Origin of the sequence: Kitasatospora sp. NPDC096128 (assembly GCF_040303105.1) — a bacterium.
Lineage (GTDB): Bacteria > Actinomycetota > Actinomycetes > Streptomycetales > Streptomycetaceae > Kitasatospora.
In genome coordinates this window covers 1-15,162 of sequence record NZ_JBEOSP010000039.1, presented here as the reverse complement: position 1 = coordinate 15,162, position 15,162 = coordinate 1, and the positions used below count along the sequence as shown (strand labels likewise).

Here is a 15,162-nt window from a genome sequence, read left to right as displayed (position 1 = left end):
GCGGCAGCGGGCCTCGCTGTTCCGCTCCCGGTGGCCGGGTGCGTCAACTCCGCTGTCCGGCTCGGCATCGTCGCCGTTCCGGGGCGGATGGGGTCCGGGGCGGATGGGGGACGACGCCGTCCACCGTCGCTCCCTGTACCAGCCGGTCAGCCTCGTTTCAGTGCGGGCGGTCGGTGGCATCGAGGCGGTGCAGGCGGGCGCGGACGGCGTCGGCGTCGCGGTGTTGGAGGTCCTCCAGGATGGCCAGGCCGCGGGTCCAGTCGGCGCGGGCGGAGTCGGCGTCGCCGAGGGCGAGGTGGGTGTCGCCGAGGTGGGTGTGGATGTCGGCCTGGAGGAAGTAGTCGCCGATCGCCCGGCGCAGGCTCAGGGACTCCCGGTAGGCGGGCAGCGCCTCGTGGTACTCGCCGAGCTGGTGGTGGATGAAGCCGATGCTGTCCCAGATGGACGACTGGCCGGGCAGGTTGCCGACCTCGCGCGCCAGCTCCAGACCGCGCCGGCAGTGGGGGAGTGCCTCGCGCAGCTCGCCCTGTTGGGCGAGGTACCAGCCGATGCTGTTGAGGGCGAGGGCCTGCCCGGAGGGGTCGCCGATGGACTCGAACAGCTCCAGGGCCCGCCGGGACTCGGTGACCGCCTCGGCGTCGGCCCGTACCTCGCCGTGGGCGATGGCGAGGTCGAGCCTGGTACGGCCCTCGCGCGGCCGGTCGCCGAGCGCCTCGAACAGGCCGAGGGACAGGCGCAGTTCGCGCTGGGCCTCGGCCTGGCGGTCCTGGGAGCGGTGCACCTGGCCGAGCCAGCGGTGGGCGTGGGCCCGGCGGCCGAGGTCCCCGGTGCGTTCGGCGGCGGACAGCGCTGTCTCGCTCGCCCGCTGCCACTGCTGCCACAGCCCCGACTTGAGCAGGAAGGGCACCTGGGCGCCGACCAGTTGCCAGGTGTGGACGTCGGACCCGGCCGCGTGCGAGGCGTCGACGACCCGCTCCAGCACCGGTTGTTCCTCCCGGTACCAGGCGAGCGCCCGCTGCCGGTCGCCGAGCTCCTCGGGCGTCACCCCGGCGGCGGGGGCGGCGAGGTCGAGGGGCTGCCAGGCGGCGTCGTCGGCGTAGGCGAGGCAGGCCGCCCGGTGCGCGGTGTGCAGGTAGTGGTCGAGCATCCGGCGCGTTGCCCCCGCCCGTTCCTGGGGCGGTTCGAGGGCGGCCGCCTGTTCGGCGGCGTACGCGCGCAGCAGGTCGTGGAAGGTGTACCGGCCGAGCTCCGGCGCGGTGATCAGGTGGGCGCGGTGCAGGTCCTCCAGCAGGGCGCGGGTCCGGGGCAGCGACCGGCCCGCCAGGCTCGCGGCCGCCGCCACGCTGATGGTGGGGCCGGGGTGCAGGCCGAGCAGCCGGAACAGCCGGGCGGCCTGCGGGGCCAGGGCGCGGTAGGACCAGGAGAGCACCACCCGGACGTCGGCACGGCTGTCGCCGGCCGACAGCAGGTCCAGGCGCATCCGGGAGTCGCGCAGCTCGCGCGCCCAGACGTCGAGCGGGGTGCCGGGGTGGTCGGCCGCCCGGGCGGCGGCGATGTTCAGCGCGAGCGGCAGCCGGGCGCACAGCTCGATCAACTCGTCGGCCGCGTCCTGCTGTTCGGCGACGGTGGCGGCGCCGAGGCGGCGGGCGAACAGTTCGCGCGCCTCCTCGCGGGAGAGCACGTCCAGGGCCAGCGGCACGGCGCCGTCCAGGGCGACCAGCCCCGGCAGCCGGTTCCGGCTGGTGACCACGACCAGGCAGGTGGGGCAGCCCGGCAGCAGCGGGCGGACCTGCTCCGCCTCCCGGACGTTGTCCAGCACGACCAGCGTCCGGGTGCCCGCCAACCGGCTGCGCAGGAGCGCGAGTTGCCCGTCCGGGTCGGCGGGGACGCGCAGGGCCGGGACGCCCAGGGCGTCCAGGAAGCCGCGGGCCACCTCGGCGGCGTCGACGGGGGTCCGGGCCGGGTCGAAGCCCCGGAGGTCGGCGAAGAGCTGGCCGTCGGGGAAGCGGTCGGCCACCCGGTGGCCGAAGTGCACGGCCAGGGTGGTCTTGCCGACACCGGCGGTGCCGGCGATCGCCGAGATCACCACCGCACCGCAGCCGGGGGTCACATCGGCCAGCAGGGCGTCGAGGGACCGGAGTTCGTCGGCCCGACCGGTGAAGTGGCGGATGGCCATCGGGAGTTGCCGCGGTCCTGACTGCGCGGCGGGGAGCGGCGGCAGGGCGGGGAGCGGCGGCGCCTCGTCGGGCGCCGGTAGGGGCTGGGGTGCGTCGCCGTCCCGGACGGCGGCCAGCCACCGGGCGCGGGTGTCCGGGTCGACGCCGAGGGCCTCGGCGAGCCGGACCACCGAGGACATCCGCGGTCGGCGCCCGCCCGCCTCCAGCGCGCTGATCGACCGGGCCGACACCCCCGAGCGGTCGGCCAGTTCGTCCTGGCTCCAGCCCATCGACAGACGTCGCTCCCGCAGCAGCGCAGCGAAAACCGCAGCCCCCACCCGTACCCTCCGGATCCCCGGCGAACCGTGTCGCCGTCCCGCCCGGCCGACCCGGATCGCGGATGAGCGTAGTCCCCCGCGGGCCGAGTGTCAGGTCAACGTCAGGTCAACGTCGTGGTCGGGGTCGTGGCGCCGCGACGATGATGAACGCCCGTCGGCCCGGCGGCGAGGCGCGGTTACGGGGGTACCGCGGCTCGGCCGGGCCGGCACCGGACCTGCGGCGGTCCGATGGCGGGCCGGCACCGGGCCGAAGCCGAGCCGGCACCGTATGTCCGTCGAACCCGATTCCGCCGCTGGTCGAACGGTGTCATGCTGACGCCATGACAGATCGCATCGAGACCGCCCCGGCCCGCGACGGGGTGCACGACGGGGGCCGGCGGCGGGAGTTGGCGGCGGCGACGGTGGGGTCCGTGGTCGAGTCCTTCGACTGGAACATCTACGCCGTGCTCGCGCCCTACTTCGCCGCCGACCTCTTCGGGCACGGCAAGGGCGGGGTCAGCGGCACGCTCGCCGCGTACGCCACCTTCGCGGTCGGCTTCGGGGCCCGGCCGATCGGCTCGTTCCTGATCGGTCGGCTCAGCGACACCCGGGGGCGGCGGTTCGCGCTCAGCCTCGGCATGGCCGTGATCGCCGTCGCCAGCCTGGGACTCGCCGCGCTGCCGGGGCAGCGGACGATCGGCGTCTGGGCGGCGGTGCTGGCCGTGGTGGTGCGGGTGGTGCAGGGGCTCGCCTTCGGCGGGGAGGCGCCGAGCGTGGCCGCGTACGTGACGGAGACGGCGCCGCCCCGGCACCGCTTCGCGTTCAGCTCGGTCTCCTACGGCGGGATCATCCTGGGCTCGCTGCTCTCCTTCGGGGTGCTCACCCTGCTGATCCACACCATCGGCAAGTCCGGCCTGGAGAACGGGGGTTGGCGCTGGGGCTTCCTGGTCGCCGCGCTGCTGGGGCTGGGCGCGGTGTGGGTGCGGCGGGCCGCGCCGGAGAGCGCCGAGTTCCAGCGCGCCCGGGCCGCCGCACGGCCGGGCGGTCGGCCGCCGTTCCTGCGCACGCTCCGCGACCACCGCTGGGCGGTGCTCACCGTCTTCCTCAACACCCTTGGCGGCACGGTCGGTTACTACTTCGCGCTGACCTACCTGCCGCAGTACGCCGCCGCCTACCACGTCATCGACAAGGAGCAGGCGGCCTCCTTCATGACGGTCGTGCTCGCCGTCGTCCTGGTCACCATGCTGCTCACCGGCGCCGCCGCCGACCGCTTCGGCCTGCTGCCGGTCGCCCGGATCGGCTTCGGACTTCCGATCCCGCTGGTCGGCTTCCTGCTGGCCGGCCTGCGCGGGGGCTGGCTGCCGTTCCAGGTGGTCGCCGTGCTGCTGGGGATGATGGTGGCGACGGTGCTCGGCACGCTCAACGTCTTTACCGGCCTGCTGTTCCCGACCGAGGTACGGGCGGTGGGCCTGGGGGTGGTCAACGCGACCACCATCGCCGCGTTCGGCGGCACCTTCCCGCTGCTGGCCGAGTGGTTGGACCACCACGACGGCCTCGGGCTGATCCCGTTCTACGTCACGGTCTGCACGGCGGGGCCGGCCCTGGGGCTGCTGACGGCGATGCGGGTGCCCTCGTTCACGTCCGCGCTGCGGGAGGCGGAAGGCGGCATTCAGCGGACACCGGGAACCGCCTGACGGACGTTCACGTCCTGTGGTTGAGTGGTCCGGACCAAACGCCGGACGGGGAGGGCGACGATGGACGGCAACGGACCGGACAGCTGGCTGATCGACGCGGATTTCGAGCAGCCGCCGCAGGTGGACCTGCGGACGGACCGGGCGCACTCCGCGCGGGTCTACGACTACCTGCTCGGCGGGAAGACCAACTTCCCCGCCGACCGCGAGGTCGGCGACCGGGTGCTGGCCGACCTCCCGGAGGCCCGGCTCGGTGCCGCCGCCGCCCGCGCCGTGATGCACCGGATGGTGCGCCGGCTGGCCGAGGAGCACGGCATCCGCCAGTTCCTGGACGTCGGCACCGGCATCCCCACCGCGCCGAACCTGCACGAGATCGTCCAGGCGGTCGACCCGGCCTGCCGGGTGGTGTACGTGGACAACGACCCCATCGTGCTGGCGCATTCGCGCGCGCTGCTCAGCAGCACCCCGCAGGGGCGTACCGCCTACGTCGAGGGTGACCTGTGCGAGCCGGAGGAGTTCCTGGCCGACCCGGCGGTGGCCGCCACCCTGGACCTGACGCAGCCGGTCGCGCTGACGCTGATCAACATCGTGCACTTCCTCTCGGACGAGGCCGCGCACCCGCCCGTCCGCAAGCTGGTGGACGCCCTGCCCTCCGGCAGCTTCCTGGCCCTGAGCGCCGGCACCGCCGACAACGCTCCCAAGGCGACCGAGGCGGGGGTGCGGCGCTACGCGGAGGCCGGGATAGAGGTCCACACGCGCTCGCACGCCGAGGTGGAGCGTTTCTTCAACGGGCTGGAACTCGACGACCCGGGCGTGGTCCTGATCAACCAGTGGCACCCCGAGCTGGGCGCGCCCTCGGAGCAGTTCGACGCCCCGGTTTCGGTCTACGGCGGCGTGGGGCGCAAGCCGTAACGCCCCCGCCGTCCGGCCTGCCGGTCCGTCACGGACGCTGCCGAGGCGCGCGTCCGTGGCGGACGGGTCGTTCCCGGACGACCGTCCGTTCCCTCAGGAACAGGGACAGCACCGCCGGGACGACCATGACGGCTGCGGCGATCGTGAACACCGTCTGGGTCGAGGAGACGATCGCGTCCAGGGCGGCGTGCCGCTGTTCCGGGCTCAGAGTGGGCAGGGCCGCGGTGTTCAACCGGCCGTCCGCGTCGGCGGCGCCGGCCGAGTTGCTGAGCTTCGAGGCGAGTTCGCGGTTGAGCACGGTGCCGAACATCGCCAGGCCCGCCGAGGCGCCGAGTTGCTGGGCGAAGCGCACCGAGGTGGTGGCGACCCCGAGGTTCTCGGGCTCGACCGCGCTCTGAGTGATCATCAGACCGACTCCCAGGCACAGCCCCAGGCCCAGGCCGAGCAGGAACAGCCCGAAGCCGAGGACCCAGAGCGAGGTGTCGGTCCCCAGGCCGGTGAAGACCACCATCGCGGCGGCGACCAGCAGGTGGCCGGCGAGCAGCTGGTACCGGTGCCGGCCGGCCATCCTGACCATGGCCTTCCCGGAGAGCGCGCCGACGATGATCATCCCGATGGCCATCGGGAAGAACAGCAGGCCGGCGCCGGTGGGGGTGAGTCCTCGGGCCTCCTGGAGGTAGCCGGCCAGGTAGGCCACCGAGCCGGCCAGGCCGATGCCGCCGAAGAAGCCCAGCGGCACCATGACGCGGAAGACCGGGTTGTGCAGCAGGGCCGGTGTGAAGATCGGCTCGGCCGCGGTGGTCTGACGCCAGGTGAACGCGGCGAGCAGGACGATCGCGGTGGCGCCCAGTCCCTCGATGGCCGGTGAGGTCCATGCGTAGTCCTTGCCGCCCCACTGGGAGATCATCAGCAGCGCGCTTGCGGCCGCGGCGATCAGGCCGGCGCCCAGGAAGTCGATGCGGTGTTTGACCGGCGTCACCGGGAGCCGGACCAGCAGCACGGACGTGACGAAGGCGGCGACTCCCAGCGGGATGTTGAGGTAGAAGACCCAGCGCCAGTTCAGATGGTTGGCGACCAGCCCGCCGGCGGCCGGGCCGAGCACGATGCCCAGGCCCACCATGATCCCGCCCATGCCCGCCTTGCCCGAGTCCTCCGCCTCCGTTGTCCCGTCCGGCCTTGTCAGCAGCCCGAGGACCACCATGGTCACGGACATCAGTCCGCCGCCGCCCACGCCCTGCACGGCTCGGAAGGCGATCAGTTCGGCCATGTTCCGGGCGAGGCCGCACAGGACCGAGCCGGCCAGGAAGATGCCGAGCGAGCACAGGTAGACGCGCTTGGCGCCGTGGACGTCGGCCAGCTTCCCGTACAGCGGGAGCACGATGCAGTCGGCCAGCGTGTAGGCCGTCAGCAGCCACGGCAGGTGGTCCACGCCGTGCAGCGGGTCGAGGTCCTTGACCATCGTCCAGGACACCGCGCTGACGATGTTCTGGTCGAGCAGGCCCAGTAACAGGGTGGCGAAGCAGCCCGTCACGGCGATGACCACGTGCCTGCGGCTCATCGGCGGGCCGGCGCCCTCCTCGGGCGGCGCCCCGACCATGGCTGTGCTGTGCATCAGAACCTCCTCCTGGGGGCGGTCACCCCGTGGCGACCTCGACCTCCCGAGAAGATTCTTATAGTTACTAAAAGACTGTTGTCAATAAAAGTTTTGAGCGGCATAAGCGAAGTGGTAGCGTGCCGGCATGAGCAATGGGAGTGGCGGCCTGCGGGAGCGGAAGAAGCAGCAGACACGGCGTGCCGTCTCCGAGGCGGCGATCGCGCTGTTCCTGGAGCGCGGCTTCGACGACGTCCCCGTCTCCGAGGTCGCGGCTGCGGCCGAGGTCTCGACGATGACGGTCTTCAACCACTTCCCGACCAAGGAGGACTTGGTCCTGCACCGCTTCGAGGACCACTTCGACGACATCGTCGCCGTCGTCCTCGGCCGGGCTCCCGGCGAGTCCGCGGTCGGGGCGCTGCGCCGGCACTTCCTGGCCGCACTCGACCGGCACGACGTGGTGGCCGGGCTCGACGACGACCCCCGTGTCCTCGCCTTCCACCGGATGGTGCTCGCCGCGCCGAGCCTGCGGCTGCGCGTCCTGGAGCAGTCCGCCCGTACCGTCGAGGCGCTCGCCACCGTGCTCGCCGAGCAGTCCGGAGCCGGCCCGCGGGACGTCGCGGCGCATGCGGTGGCGCGTACGGTGGCGGCCCAACTATGCGGTGTGCAGAACGAGTTGGTCCGGGAGAATGTCCGGCGGCTGGCGGCCGGGGAGACGGCCGAGGAGGTCCGGGCGGACGCGATGGCCGCCGCGCGGCAGGCGTTCGATCTGCTGGAGCACGGGCTGGGTGGCTACTGCGTGTGAGCTGCGGGCTCGTGCGCCCGTCTACGGTGCCATGGTGAGCCCCGCCGTGCCGGCGCCGCGGCTGAGCACCACCGTGCGGATGTGGTCCAGCGCGCGGGCCCAGTCGGCGCGGCCGGGGTTGCGGCGGACTGCCTCGCGCAGGTCCAGCACCCGGTAGGGCGGGCCGAGGTCGGTGATCTGCGGGATGAACTCGGCCCGGCTCACCGTCCACCGCTGCCCGGGGCCGGCCGGCGGGCTGACGGTGAACCGGGCGATCGAGCTCCAGTTGCCGCGCGGGTCCTCGGTGTCGCCGTGGGTGAACATGTGCCCGGCGAGCTGGTCGCCGAGGCCGTAGACCGTCCAGGTGTCGCCGATCTTCTCGTACGCCTGGGGGATGTGGGCGTGGGTGCCCAGGATCAGGTCGACGTCGGGCCGGCCCGGGCCCTCGCCGGCTGCGGCGAGTTCGCGGGCCAGGGTGAGCTGCTGGTCGTTCGGGGCGTCCTGCCATTCGGTGCCCCAGTGGATGCTGACCACCACCAGGTCGGCGCCGTCGGCCCGGGCGGCGCGGGCGTCGGCGAGGATCCGGTCCCGGTCGATCAGGTTGACCGCCCAGGGCTCGTCCTTCGGCAACGGGATGCCGTTGGTGCCGTAGCTGTAGGCGAGTTGGGCCACTCTCGCACCGCCCGCCCGCAGCAGCGCGGGCTTCCCGGCCTCCTCGGCGGTACGGGCCGAGCCGGTGTGGGCGAGGCCGACGGCGTCCATCGCGTCGAGGGTGCGGCGGATGCCGGCCGGGCCGTCGTCCAGGGTGTGGTTGGAGGCGGTGTCGCAGGAGGCGTACCCGGCGTCCTTGAGCGCCTTGGCGATCTGCGGCGGGGACTTGAACGCCGGGTACCCGGTGAACGGGCCGCCGTCGGCGCCGTAGACGGTCTCCATGTGGCAGATCGCCAGGTCGGCGCCGCTGATCAGCGGTTTGACGCCGGCCAGCATGGCGGTGAAGTCGTAGCCGGTGCCGCCGGCGTCCTCCTTGGCCTGCTGGATGATCTCGGTGTGCGGCAGGACGTCCCCGGTGGCGACGAGGGTGAACGCCCCTGGTCCGGCCGGTGTCTGGCTGGGGGTCGGGTTCGGCGTCGGTGTCCCACCGGGCGTTGGGGTCCGGGCGCCGCAGCCCGGGAGGGCGATCACCAGGGCGAGGGCCGTCACGGCGGTGAGGCGGCGGGGGAGGGGCATGGTCTGCTCGTCTCACGATCGGAAGGTGTGATCAGTCCTCCGACTATGCGGGCCCCGTTGTGCTTGCCGTCCGCCCCACGCCCGCAGGTCACCCGGGGGGCCGCCCGACCCGGCGATAGTGACCATGTGTCATCTCTTGTGTACCGTCCGCGCGGTGTGCTGACATATCCACGTCAAAAACGAGGGGGTCGTGCGGCCCGCGCCGCCCGCCTTTGGTGCCTCCTCGCCTCCGCGCCTCCGTGCCTCCGTGGACGATCGAAGGGGAAGCCCATGCTGCTCCGCGCCCTGGCCGTCACCACCACCGTCTCCGCCGCACTGCTCGGCTCGTCGGCCTTCGGCGGCGACTCGCTGCCGACCCCGCCGGACCGGATCGTCATCGACGTCGCGACCGTCAACGGCTCCGGCTGTCCCGCCGGAACCGCCGCCGTCGCCGTCTCGCCGGACAACACCGCCTTCACCGTGACGTACAGCAGCTACCTCGCCCAGGTGGGCGTCGGCTCCAAGCCCACCGACTTCCGGAAGAACTGCCAACTCGACCTGCGCGTGCACGTCCCCCAGGGCTTCACCTACGCCATCGCCTCCGCCGACTACCGCGGCTTCGCCCACCTCGAGCAGGGCGCGAGCGGCGTCGAACGGGCCAACTACTATTTCCAGGGCGACCCCCAGACCAGCTATCAGAGCCACCGCTTCGACGGCCCCACGGACGACAACTGGCAGGCCACCGACACCGTCGACGTCGCCGCCCTGGTCTTCGCCCCCTGCGGCGAGGAGCGCAACTTCAACATCAACACCGAACTGCGCGTCGCCGGCGGCAGCTCCGACCAGGCGCACACCACGAGCTTCATGACGATGGACTCGACCGACGGCAACATCAACACCGTCTACCACCTCGCCTGGAAGCACTGCCCCTGACCCAGGCCCGCCCCGGCCCCGGCGGAGCCCCGGCCGCCGGGGCCGGGGCGTGCCCGGGTCCCGGGCTCACCTCGGGCGGCGCGTGCCCCGCCCTGCTCCCGCGCGCTCTTGACGCACCGTCAGATGAATGGGGAGCCTTCGGGAGAGTGCTCGCCCAGCGACGACAAGGAGCCCGGTATGGACATCGACGGAGGACACGGCGCCGGAGGGCCGGGCGGCGACAGCAGCGGGGGTGACGGCCACCCGGGTACCCCGTGGACGCCGCCGTCCGACCCTCCGTCCCCCGATGGCACGACTCCGCCCGGCGACGGGGGACACCGCAAGTGACGCTCGCACCCGAGCAGAAGGGCCGCCCCGTGCAGGGGTGGCCCTTCCCCGTCGCCGAGGACTGGGCGCCGGCCTTCGAGGCCGTCCCGCGCGCGTTGTTCCTGCCCGAACTGGTGTGGGCGCACGACATGGCCACCGGCAGGAGCCGGCCCGTCGACCGGGGCGCCGACGAGCGGGGCTGGTTGGCGGCCGCCGCCGCGGACATCCCGATCGTCACCCAGTGGGACGACGGCGAGCACCGGGGAACCGGGCCCGGTACGGTGCCGACCAGTTCGGCGTCGATGCCGTCGCTGGTCGCCGCCATGCTGGCGGAGCTCCAGGTGGAACCCGGGATGCGGGTGCTGGAACAGGGCACCGGCACGGGCTGGAACGCCGCCCTGCTCGCCCACCGGCTCGGCGACGACGCCGTGACCACGGTCGAGATCGACGCCGCCGTGTCCGCCCGGGCCCGCGCCGCGCTGCACGCCGCCGGCTACCGCCCGCACGTCGTCCGCGGGGACGGCGCGCTCGGCCACCCGCCCGGTGCCCCGTACGACCGGATCATCGCCACCTACGGGCTGCGGGAGTTTCCGCGGCCCTGGATGGAGCAGACCCGCCCCGGCGGCCTGATCCTGGCGCCGTTCGGCACCCACTACTCCAACGCCGACGCCCTGGTCCGCCTCACCGTCCACGGCGAGGGCACCGCGTCCGGCCGCTTCCGCCGACCGGTCGAGTTCATGAAGATGCGCTCCCAGCGCCTGCGGTGGCCGCAGCACCCTGCCGCCGGCGGCACCGTCACCGAGCACACCACCACCGCGACGCTGCCCGCGCACGGCCGGTTCGACCCGTTCCCGTTCGCCGCCGGGCTGCGCCTTCGGGATGTCGTCCACGCCGTCCAGCCCCACCAGGACGGCGCCCGGACACTGTGGCTCTACTCGTTGACCGTCCCGGCCTGGGCGGCGGCGACCTTCCGCGACGGTGAGAGCGGGCATCGGGTCCGCCAGTACGGCGGCCGCCGGCTGTGGGAGGACTTCGAACGCACCCTCACCTGGTGGCGCGACGCCGGCGAGCCCGGTGTCGAGCGGCTCGGACTCACCGTCGCCCCGGACGGCTGGACCGCCTGGCTGGACGACCCCGCCCGGACGATCTGACCGGCAAGGGCCGCGGCGGCGGTGGGTGCTCATCCCGTCGGACCTGACCACGGCGGTGGCGTTCATCGTCTGGTGGGGCCACCTGTCCCGGCCCCGGCTGATGCCGTGCCGCGGGACGCCGTCAGCCGTGGGCGTGGGGGACCGGCTTGCCGGTGACGGCGTCGGTCAGGGGGCGGGTGCCGAGCGGGCGGTGCAGGACGGCCTTGAGCTTGGCTATGCCGCCGTCCTCGCAGCCGATGTCCGGGCCGGAGGCGTCGCGGCGCTCCAGCAGCAGGGTGACCTGATCGGCGGATTCCTTCACCACCAGGTCGGGCCGGTAGTCGCAGCCGCTCCAGGAGGCGTCCAGCGTGATCGTGCGGTCGTCGGCTGCCACGGTGGTGTTCCGGGCGTCCGGGTCGCCCAGATCGAGACGGAGGAGAAGCGAGGCGGGCCGTCGCTTGTACGGGAGCGGGAAGTCGGATCCGCTCTCATCGACGCCCCAGACGTAGCATGCCGCCACCCCGACGCAGATCAGCCCCACGGCTGCCATCGCCCGCCTGTCACCGGTGGTCAGTTCCATGCCCTGCAGCTCTCCTGTTCGTTGCGGCCGCGTGCCGCGGCTGGGGCCCAGCCCGCCGCGACGCACCAGGGCGCGCCGAGCCCGTCCAACCGCTCCGCCGCCTGCTCCGGCCGCCATGCGTCGGCCCACCGGGCGGTCAGTTCGTCCGTGCCGGGCACGATGCCGCCGGGCGGGAGGGAATCGGTCATCGGGACAACCTACCGTCGTATCCGACCGGGCGCACCGCCTGCCCGAACGGACAGGGGAGGCGGCGGAGTTGCAGATCCATGCGGCCGGGCGGGGCTTCGGACCGTAGATTGTGGCCATGATCGAGGAGATGACGCCGAAGAGGTCGGCACGGCCTGCGGCGGGCCGGGGGAGGCATGCGGCTCCCAGGCGGGCCGGGGCCGGCGGGGTGGTGCGGTCCTCCGTCCTGATGGCCCTCGGGACGGTGGTGTCGCGGGCCACCGGGCTGGTCCGGCAGGTGCTGCAGGCGGCGGCGTTGGGGACCGGGCTGCTGGCCACCACGTACAACCAGGCCAACACGGTGCCCACCAGCCTGTACTTCCTGCTGATCGGCGGCGCGCTGAACTCCGTGCTGGTGCCCCGGCTGGTCCGGGCCCGGGTGGAGGACCCCGACGGCGGGGTCGCCTTCGAACAGCGCCTGGTCACGCTGGTGCTGTGCGTGCTGGGTGTCGGCAGCGTGCTGGCGACCTGGGCCGCTCCCGGGATCATCGGCATCTACCAGGACGACACCCCGGCCACCCACGAGGCGTTCGAACTCACCGTGGTCTTCGCCCGCTTCCTGCTCCCGCAGATCTTCTTCTACGGGGTGTTCAGCATCTTCGGGCAGACCCTGAACGCCCGGAACCGGTTCGGGGCGATGATGTGGACCCCGGTCCTGAACAACCTCGTGCTGATCACGGTGTTCGGCCTCTACCTCGGCCTGATGACGGTCCCGGCGAAGGTCGAGGACATCACCGGGGCCCAGGTCAGGCTGCTCGGCATCGGCACCACGGTCGCCCTGGCACTCCAGGCGCTCGCCCTGGTCCCGTACGCCCGCGCGGCTGGCTTCCGGCTGCGGCCGCGCTTCGACTGGCGGGGCACCGGGCTGCGCAGCAGCGTGGGCGCGGCCCGCTGGACGCTGCTGTTCGTGCTGGCCAACCTGGCGGCCGGCACCGTGGTCACCCGGCTGGCCTCCGCCGCGGACTCCGCCCTGCCCGGCGACGGGGTCGGTTACACGGCCTACAGCTACGCCCAGCAGATCTGGATGCTCCCCCAGGCGGTCGTCACGGTGTCCCTGATCACCGTGCTGCTCCCGCGGATGAGCCGGGCGGTGGCCGAGCACCGCATCGACGACCTGCGCGCCGACCTCTCCCGCGCGCTGCGGGTGAGCGGCGTCGTCATCGTGCCGGCGGCGTTCTTCTTCGCCGTCTTCGGCCCGCGGGTCGCGCGGCTGCTGTTCGCCCACGGGGCCGCCGACGCCGCGGCGACCGCCCCGCTGGGCCACATGCTGCAGGCCTTCGGGCTGGGGCTGATCCCGTTCTCGGCCCAGTACCTCCTGCTGCGCGGCTTCTACGCCTTCGAGGACACCCGTACGCCGTTCCGCATGGCGCTGTGGATCGGCGGCGTCGACATCGCCCTGGTGGTGGCCTGCCATCAACTGCTGTCCCCGCAGTGGGCGGTCACCGGCATGGCCGCCGCCTACGCCCTGTCGTACGCGGTCGGCCTGCTGCTGACGGCCCTGCGGCTGCGGCGCCGCACCGGGGGACTGCTGGACGGCCGGCGCGTCTGCCGCACCTACGCCAAGCTGACGGCGGCCGCGGCCCTCGCCGGGGCGGTCGGCTGGCTCGCCGCCCGTGCCTGCAACCAGGGCCTGGCGTCGCTCCCTTGGGTTTCGGCGGTCTCGCTGCTCGCGGGCGGCGTCGCGATGGCGCTGCTGTTCCTCGCCGCCGCACGGCTGCTGCGGATCGGGGAACTGCGCAGCCTCCCGGGGCTGCGCTGACCCGGGCCGAGCCGACCCCGGCTCCGGCGGTTGAGCCCGGGGGGCGGAGGGCGGAGGACTGAGGGCGGAGGACTGAGGGCCGAGTAGCCGAGTCCGGGGCGGAGGCCGGGGAGCCCGCGGACCGGAGCCGGTGTCGTGAATACGGGTGAACGGTCGCCGCGCTTCGGCACGGTGGCCCGCCCGCCCGGCCGCGGCGGGCTAGGACGGAGGGATGCGCCTTCCTTCCCCGACCGCGCTCCTCGCGGTCCCGCTCGTGCTGCTCCCCGCCACCGTCACCGCCACCGTGCCCGCCGCCGCGACCGGAGGGCCCGGGCCGGCCGCCGTACGGGTGGCGGCGTCCCCGCTCGCCAGGCCCGTCCCCCCGGCCGCCGCGCCGCCCGACGACACCCCGGAACCGCTGCCCGAGTACCGGTACGCCGGGGCCGGGTTCGACGCCTGTACGGCCCCGCCGGTGGAGGCCCTGGACGTCTGGCGCACCGCCTCCCCGTACGGCGCGGTGAACATCTACAGCAGCGGCGGGCAGCGCGGCTGTGCGCAGCCCCGGCTGACGCCGGAGTGGGTCGCCGAGGTGCTGGCGATGGGCTGGCAGCTGGTGCCCACGCACGTCGGGCTCCAGGCGCCCTGCGCCCAGCGCCCGGACAAGCCGCTGCGGATCGACCCGGACCGGGCCGAGGAGCAGGGTGGGCAGGAGGCGGCCGAGGCCGCGGCCGCGCTGGGGGAGCTGGGGCTGGGGCCGGGCAGTCCGGTGTACCTCGACATGGAGGCCTACCCGGGGGGCGACGCGGTCTGCAGCCGGGCGGTGGTCGACTTCACCGTCGGCTGGACCAGGGCCCTGCGGGCGGCGGGCTACCGGTCGGGCTTCTACTCCAGCATGTCCTCCGGCATCGCGGACCTCGTCGCCGCGGCCCGGGCCGGCCGCGGCCCGCTGCCGGACGCGGTCTGGTACGCCCGTTGGGACGGTCGCCCTACCACCACCGGCCAGGCCGGGCTGCCCGACGACCTGTGGGCCGGCCACCGCATCCACCAGTACCGGGGCAGCGCCGACGAGACGTACGGGGGCGTCACGCTCAGCGTCGACCCCGACGAACTGGACGGACCGGTGGCCGGCGGGGCCTGAGCGCGGCGGCCACCGGGATCGCGCCGGTCTACCCCGGCAGGGCGTCGCCCGCGGGGCCGTCCGGTGCGGTCAGCGCGGCCGGAGCGGGGGTGCGGGGCGCCGCGCCCTCCTCGACGGCTCGGCAGTTCCGGCAGGCGTTCCAGTGCGCACGCGGCCGACCGCGGCTGCTGGAGCGGTGCGGGGCGAGCGTCATGCCGGAGGTGTCCAGGCCGCACAGGGTGAGCGGGCCGCAGACGCCGGAGGCCTCCGCGGGGGCGGCGTGCGCGAGGCGCACCGGGTTCTCCGGATCGGCCGGCTGGTGGCCGGGGCCGAGGAGCCGGACGTTGGTCGGGATGTCGGGTTCGAGCACGATGACGGTGTCCATCCCATCAACGTCGCCGCAGAACCGGTGCGTTGCACGCGCACCGGGGCATCCGGACGAGTCGGGGCGGCGGCGGCCGCTGCGCAGCGGCCGC

13 protein-coding genes are annotated in these 15,162 nt (G+C 73.9%); 7 read left to right on the top strand and 6 right to left on the bottom strand.

Annotated elements, in window-relative coordinates:
• Window positions 1-157: 157 nt before the first annotated feature.
• Window positions 158-2,494 (bottom strand): ATP-binding protein, encoded by a 2,337-nt coding sequence (locus ABTY61_RS32570; RefSeq protein ID WP_350508736.1) that lies wholly within the window; start codon window positions 2,492-2,494, stop codon window positions 158-160.
• Between the two features lie 320 nt (window positions 2,495-2,814).
• Here ABTY61_RS32570 and ABTY61_RS32565 point away from each other — a divergent pair, with 320 nt between their 5' ends.
• A complete protein-coding gene (locus tag ABTY61_RS32565) occupies window positions 2,815-4,167 on the top strand; it encodes an MFS transporter (protein ID WP_350508735.1) in 1,353 nt (450 codons plus the stop codon).
• A 60-nt stretch (window positions 4,168-4,227) separates the two neighbouring features.
• Window positions 4,228-5,076 (top strand): SAM-dependent methyltransferase, encoded by an 849-nt coding sequence (locus tag ABTY61_RS32560; protein WP_350508734.1) that lies wholly within the window; start codon window positions 4,228-4,230, stop codon window positions 5,074-5,076.
• 28 nt (window positions 5,077-5,104) lie between these two features.
• Here ABTY61_RS32560 and ABTY61_RS32555 read toward each other — a convergent pair whose 3' ends face one another.
• Window positions 5,105-6,688 (bottom strand): MFS transporter, encoded by a 1,584-nt coding sequence (locus tag ABTY61_RS32555; protein WP_350508733.1) that lies wholly within the window; start codon window positions 6,686-6,688, stop codon window positions 5,105-5,107.
• A 127-nt stretch (window positions 6,689-6,815) separates the two neighbouring features.
• Between ABTY61_RS32555 and ABTY61_RS32550 the strand changes: the two genes are divergently transcribed.
• Window positions 6,816-7,472: a TetR/AcrR family transcriptional regulator gene (locus ABTY61_RS32550; protein ID WP_350508732.1), complete on the top strand. Its 657-nt coding sequence runs from the start codon at window positions 6,816-6,818 to the stop codon at window positions 7,470-7,472.
• A gap of 21 nt (window positions 7,473-7,493) precedes the next feature.
• On the opposite strand, the gene ABTY61_RS32545 is transcribed toward ABTY61_RS32550, so the two are convergent.
• Window positions 7,494-8,678, bottom strand: coding sequence for a CapA family protein (locus tag ABTY61_RS32545; protein ID WP_350508731.1), 1,185 nt, complete (start codon window positions 8,676-8,678; stop codon window positions 7,494-7,496).
• Window positions 8,679-8,948: 270 nt separating this feature from the next.
• Between ABTY61_RS32545 and ABTY61_RS32540 the strand changes: the two genes are divergently transcribed.
• Window positions 8,949-9,590, top strand: coding sequence for a DUF4360 domain-containing protein (locus ABTY61_RS32540; RefSeq protein WP_350508730.1), 642 nt, complete (start codon window positions 8,949-8,951; stop codon window positions 9,588-9,590).
• Between the two features lie 323 nt (window positions 9,591-9,913).
• Window positions 9,914-11,047, top strand: coding sequence for a methyltransferase domain-containing protein (locus ABTY61_RS32535; protein WP_350508729.1), 1,134 nt, complete (start codon window positions 9,914-9,916; stop codon window positions 11,045-11,047).
• A gap of 121 nt (window positions 11,048-11,168) precedes the next feature.
• Here the strand turns inward: ABTY61_RS32535 and ABTY61_RS32530 are convergent, their stop codons facing one another.
• A complete protein-coding gene (locus ABTY61_RS32530) occupies window positions 11,169-11,606 on the bottom strand; it encodes a hypothetical protein (protein ID WP_350508728.1) in 438 nt (145 codons plus the stop codon).
• Window positions 11,597-11,794, bottom strand: coding sequence for a hypothetical protein (locus ABTY61_RS32525; protein ID WP_350508727.1), 198 nt, complete (start codon window positions 11,792-11,794; stop codon window positions 11,597-11,599). The genes ABTY61_RS32530 and ABTY61_RS32525 overlap by 10 nt, the downstream gene beginning before the upstream one ends.
• 116 nt (window positions 11,795-11,910) lie before the next feature.
• Here ABTY61_RS32525 and murJ point away from each other — a divergent pair, with 116 nt between their 5' ends.
• Together murJ and ABTY61_RS32515 are read left to right on the top strand one after the other, a co-directional pair.
• Window positions 11,911-13,590, top strand: a complete 1,680-nt coding sequence (gene murJ, locus ABTY61_RS32520; RefSeq protein WP_350508726.1) for a murein biosynthesis integral membrane protein MurJ — start codon at window positions 11,911-11,913, stop codon at window positions 13,588-13,590.
• Between the two features lie 211 nt (window positions 13,591-13,801).
• A complete protein-coding gene (locus ABTY61_RS32515) occupies window positions 13,802-14,707 on the top strand; it encodes a DUF1906 domain-containing protein (protein WP_350508725.1) in 906 nt (301 codons plus the stop codon).
• A gap of 28 nt (window positions 14,708-14,735) precedes the next feature.
• Here ABTY61_RS32515 and ABTY61_RS32510 read toward each other — a convergent pair whose 3' ends face one another.
• Window positions 14,736-15,071, bottom strand: coding sequence for a hypothetical protein (locus ABTY61_RS32510; RefSeq protein WP_350508724.1), 336 nt, complete (start codon window positions 15,069-15,071; stop codon window positions 14,736-14,738).
• Between the last annotated feature and the right edge of the window lie 91 nt (window positions 15,072-15,162).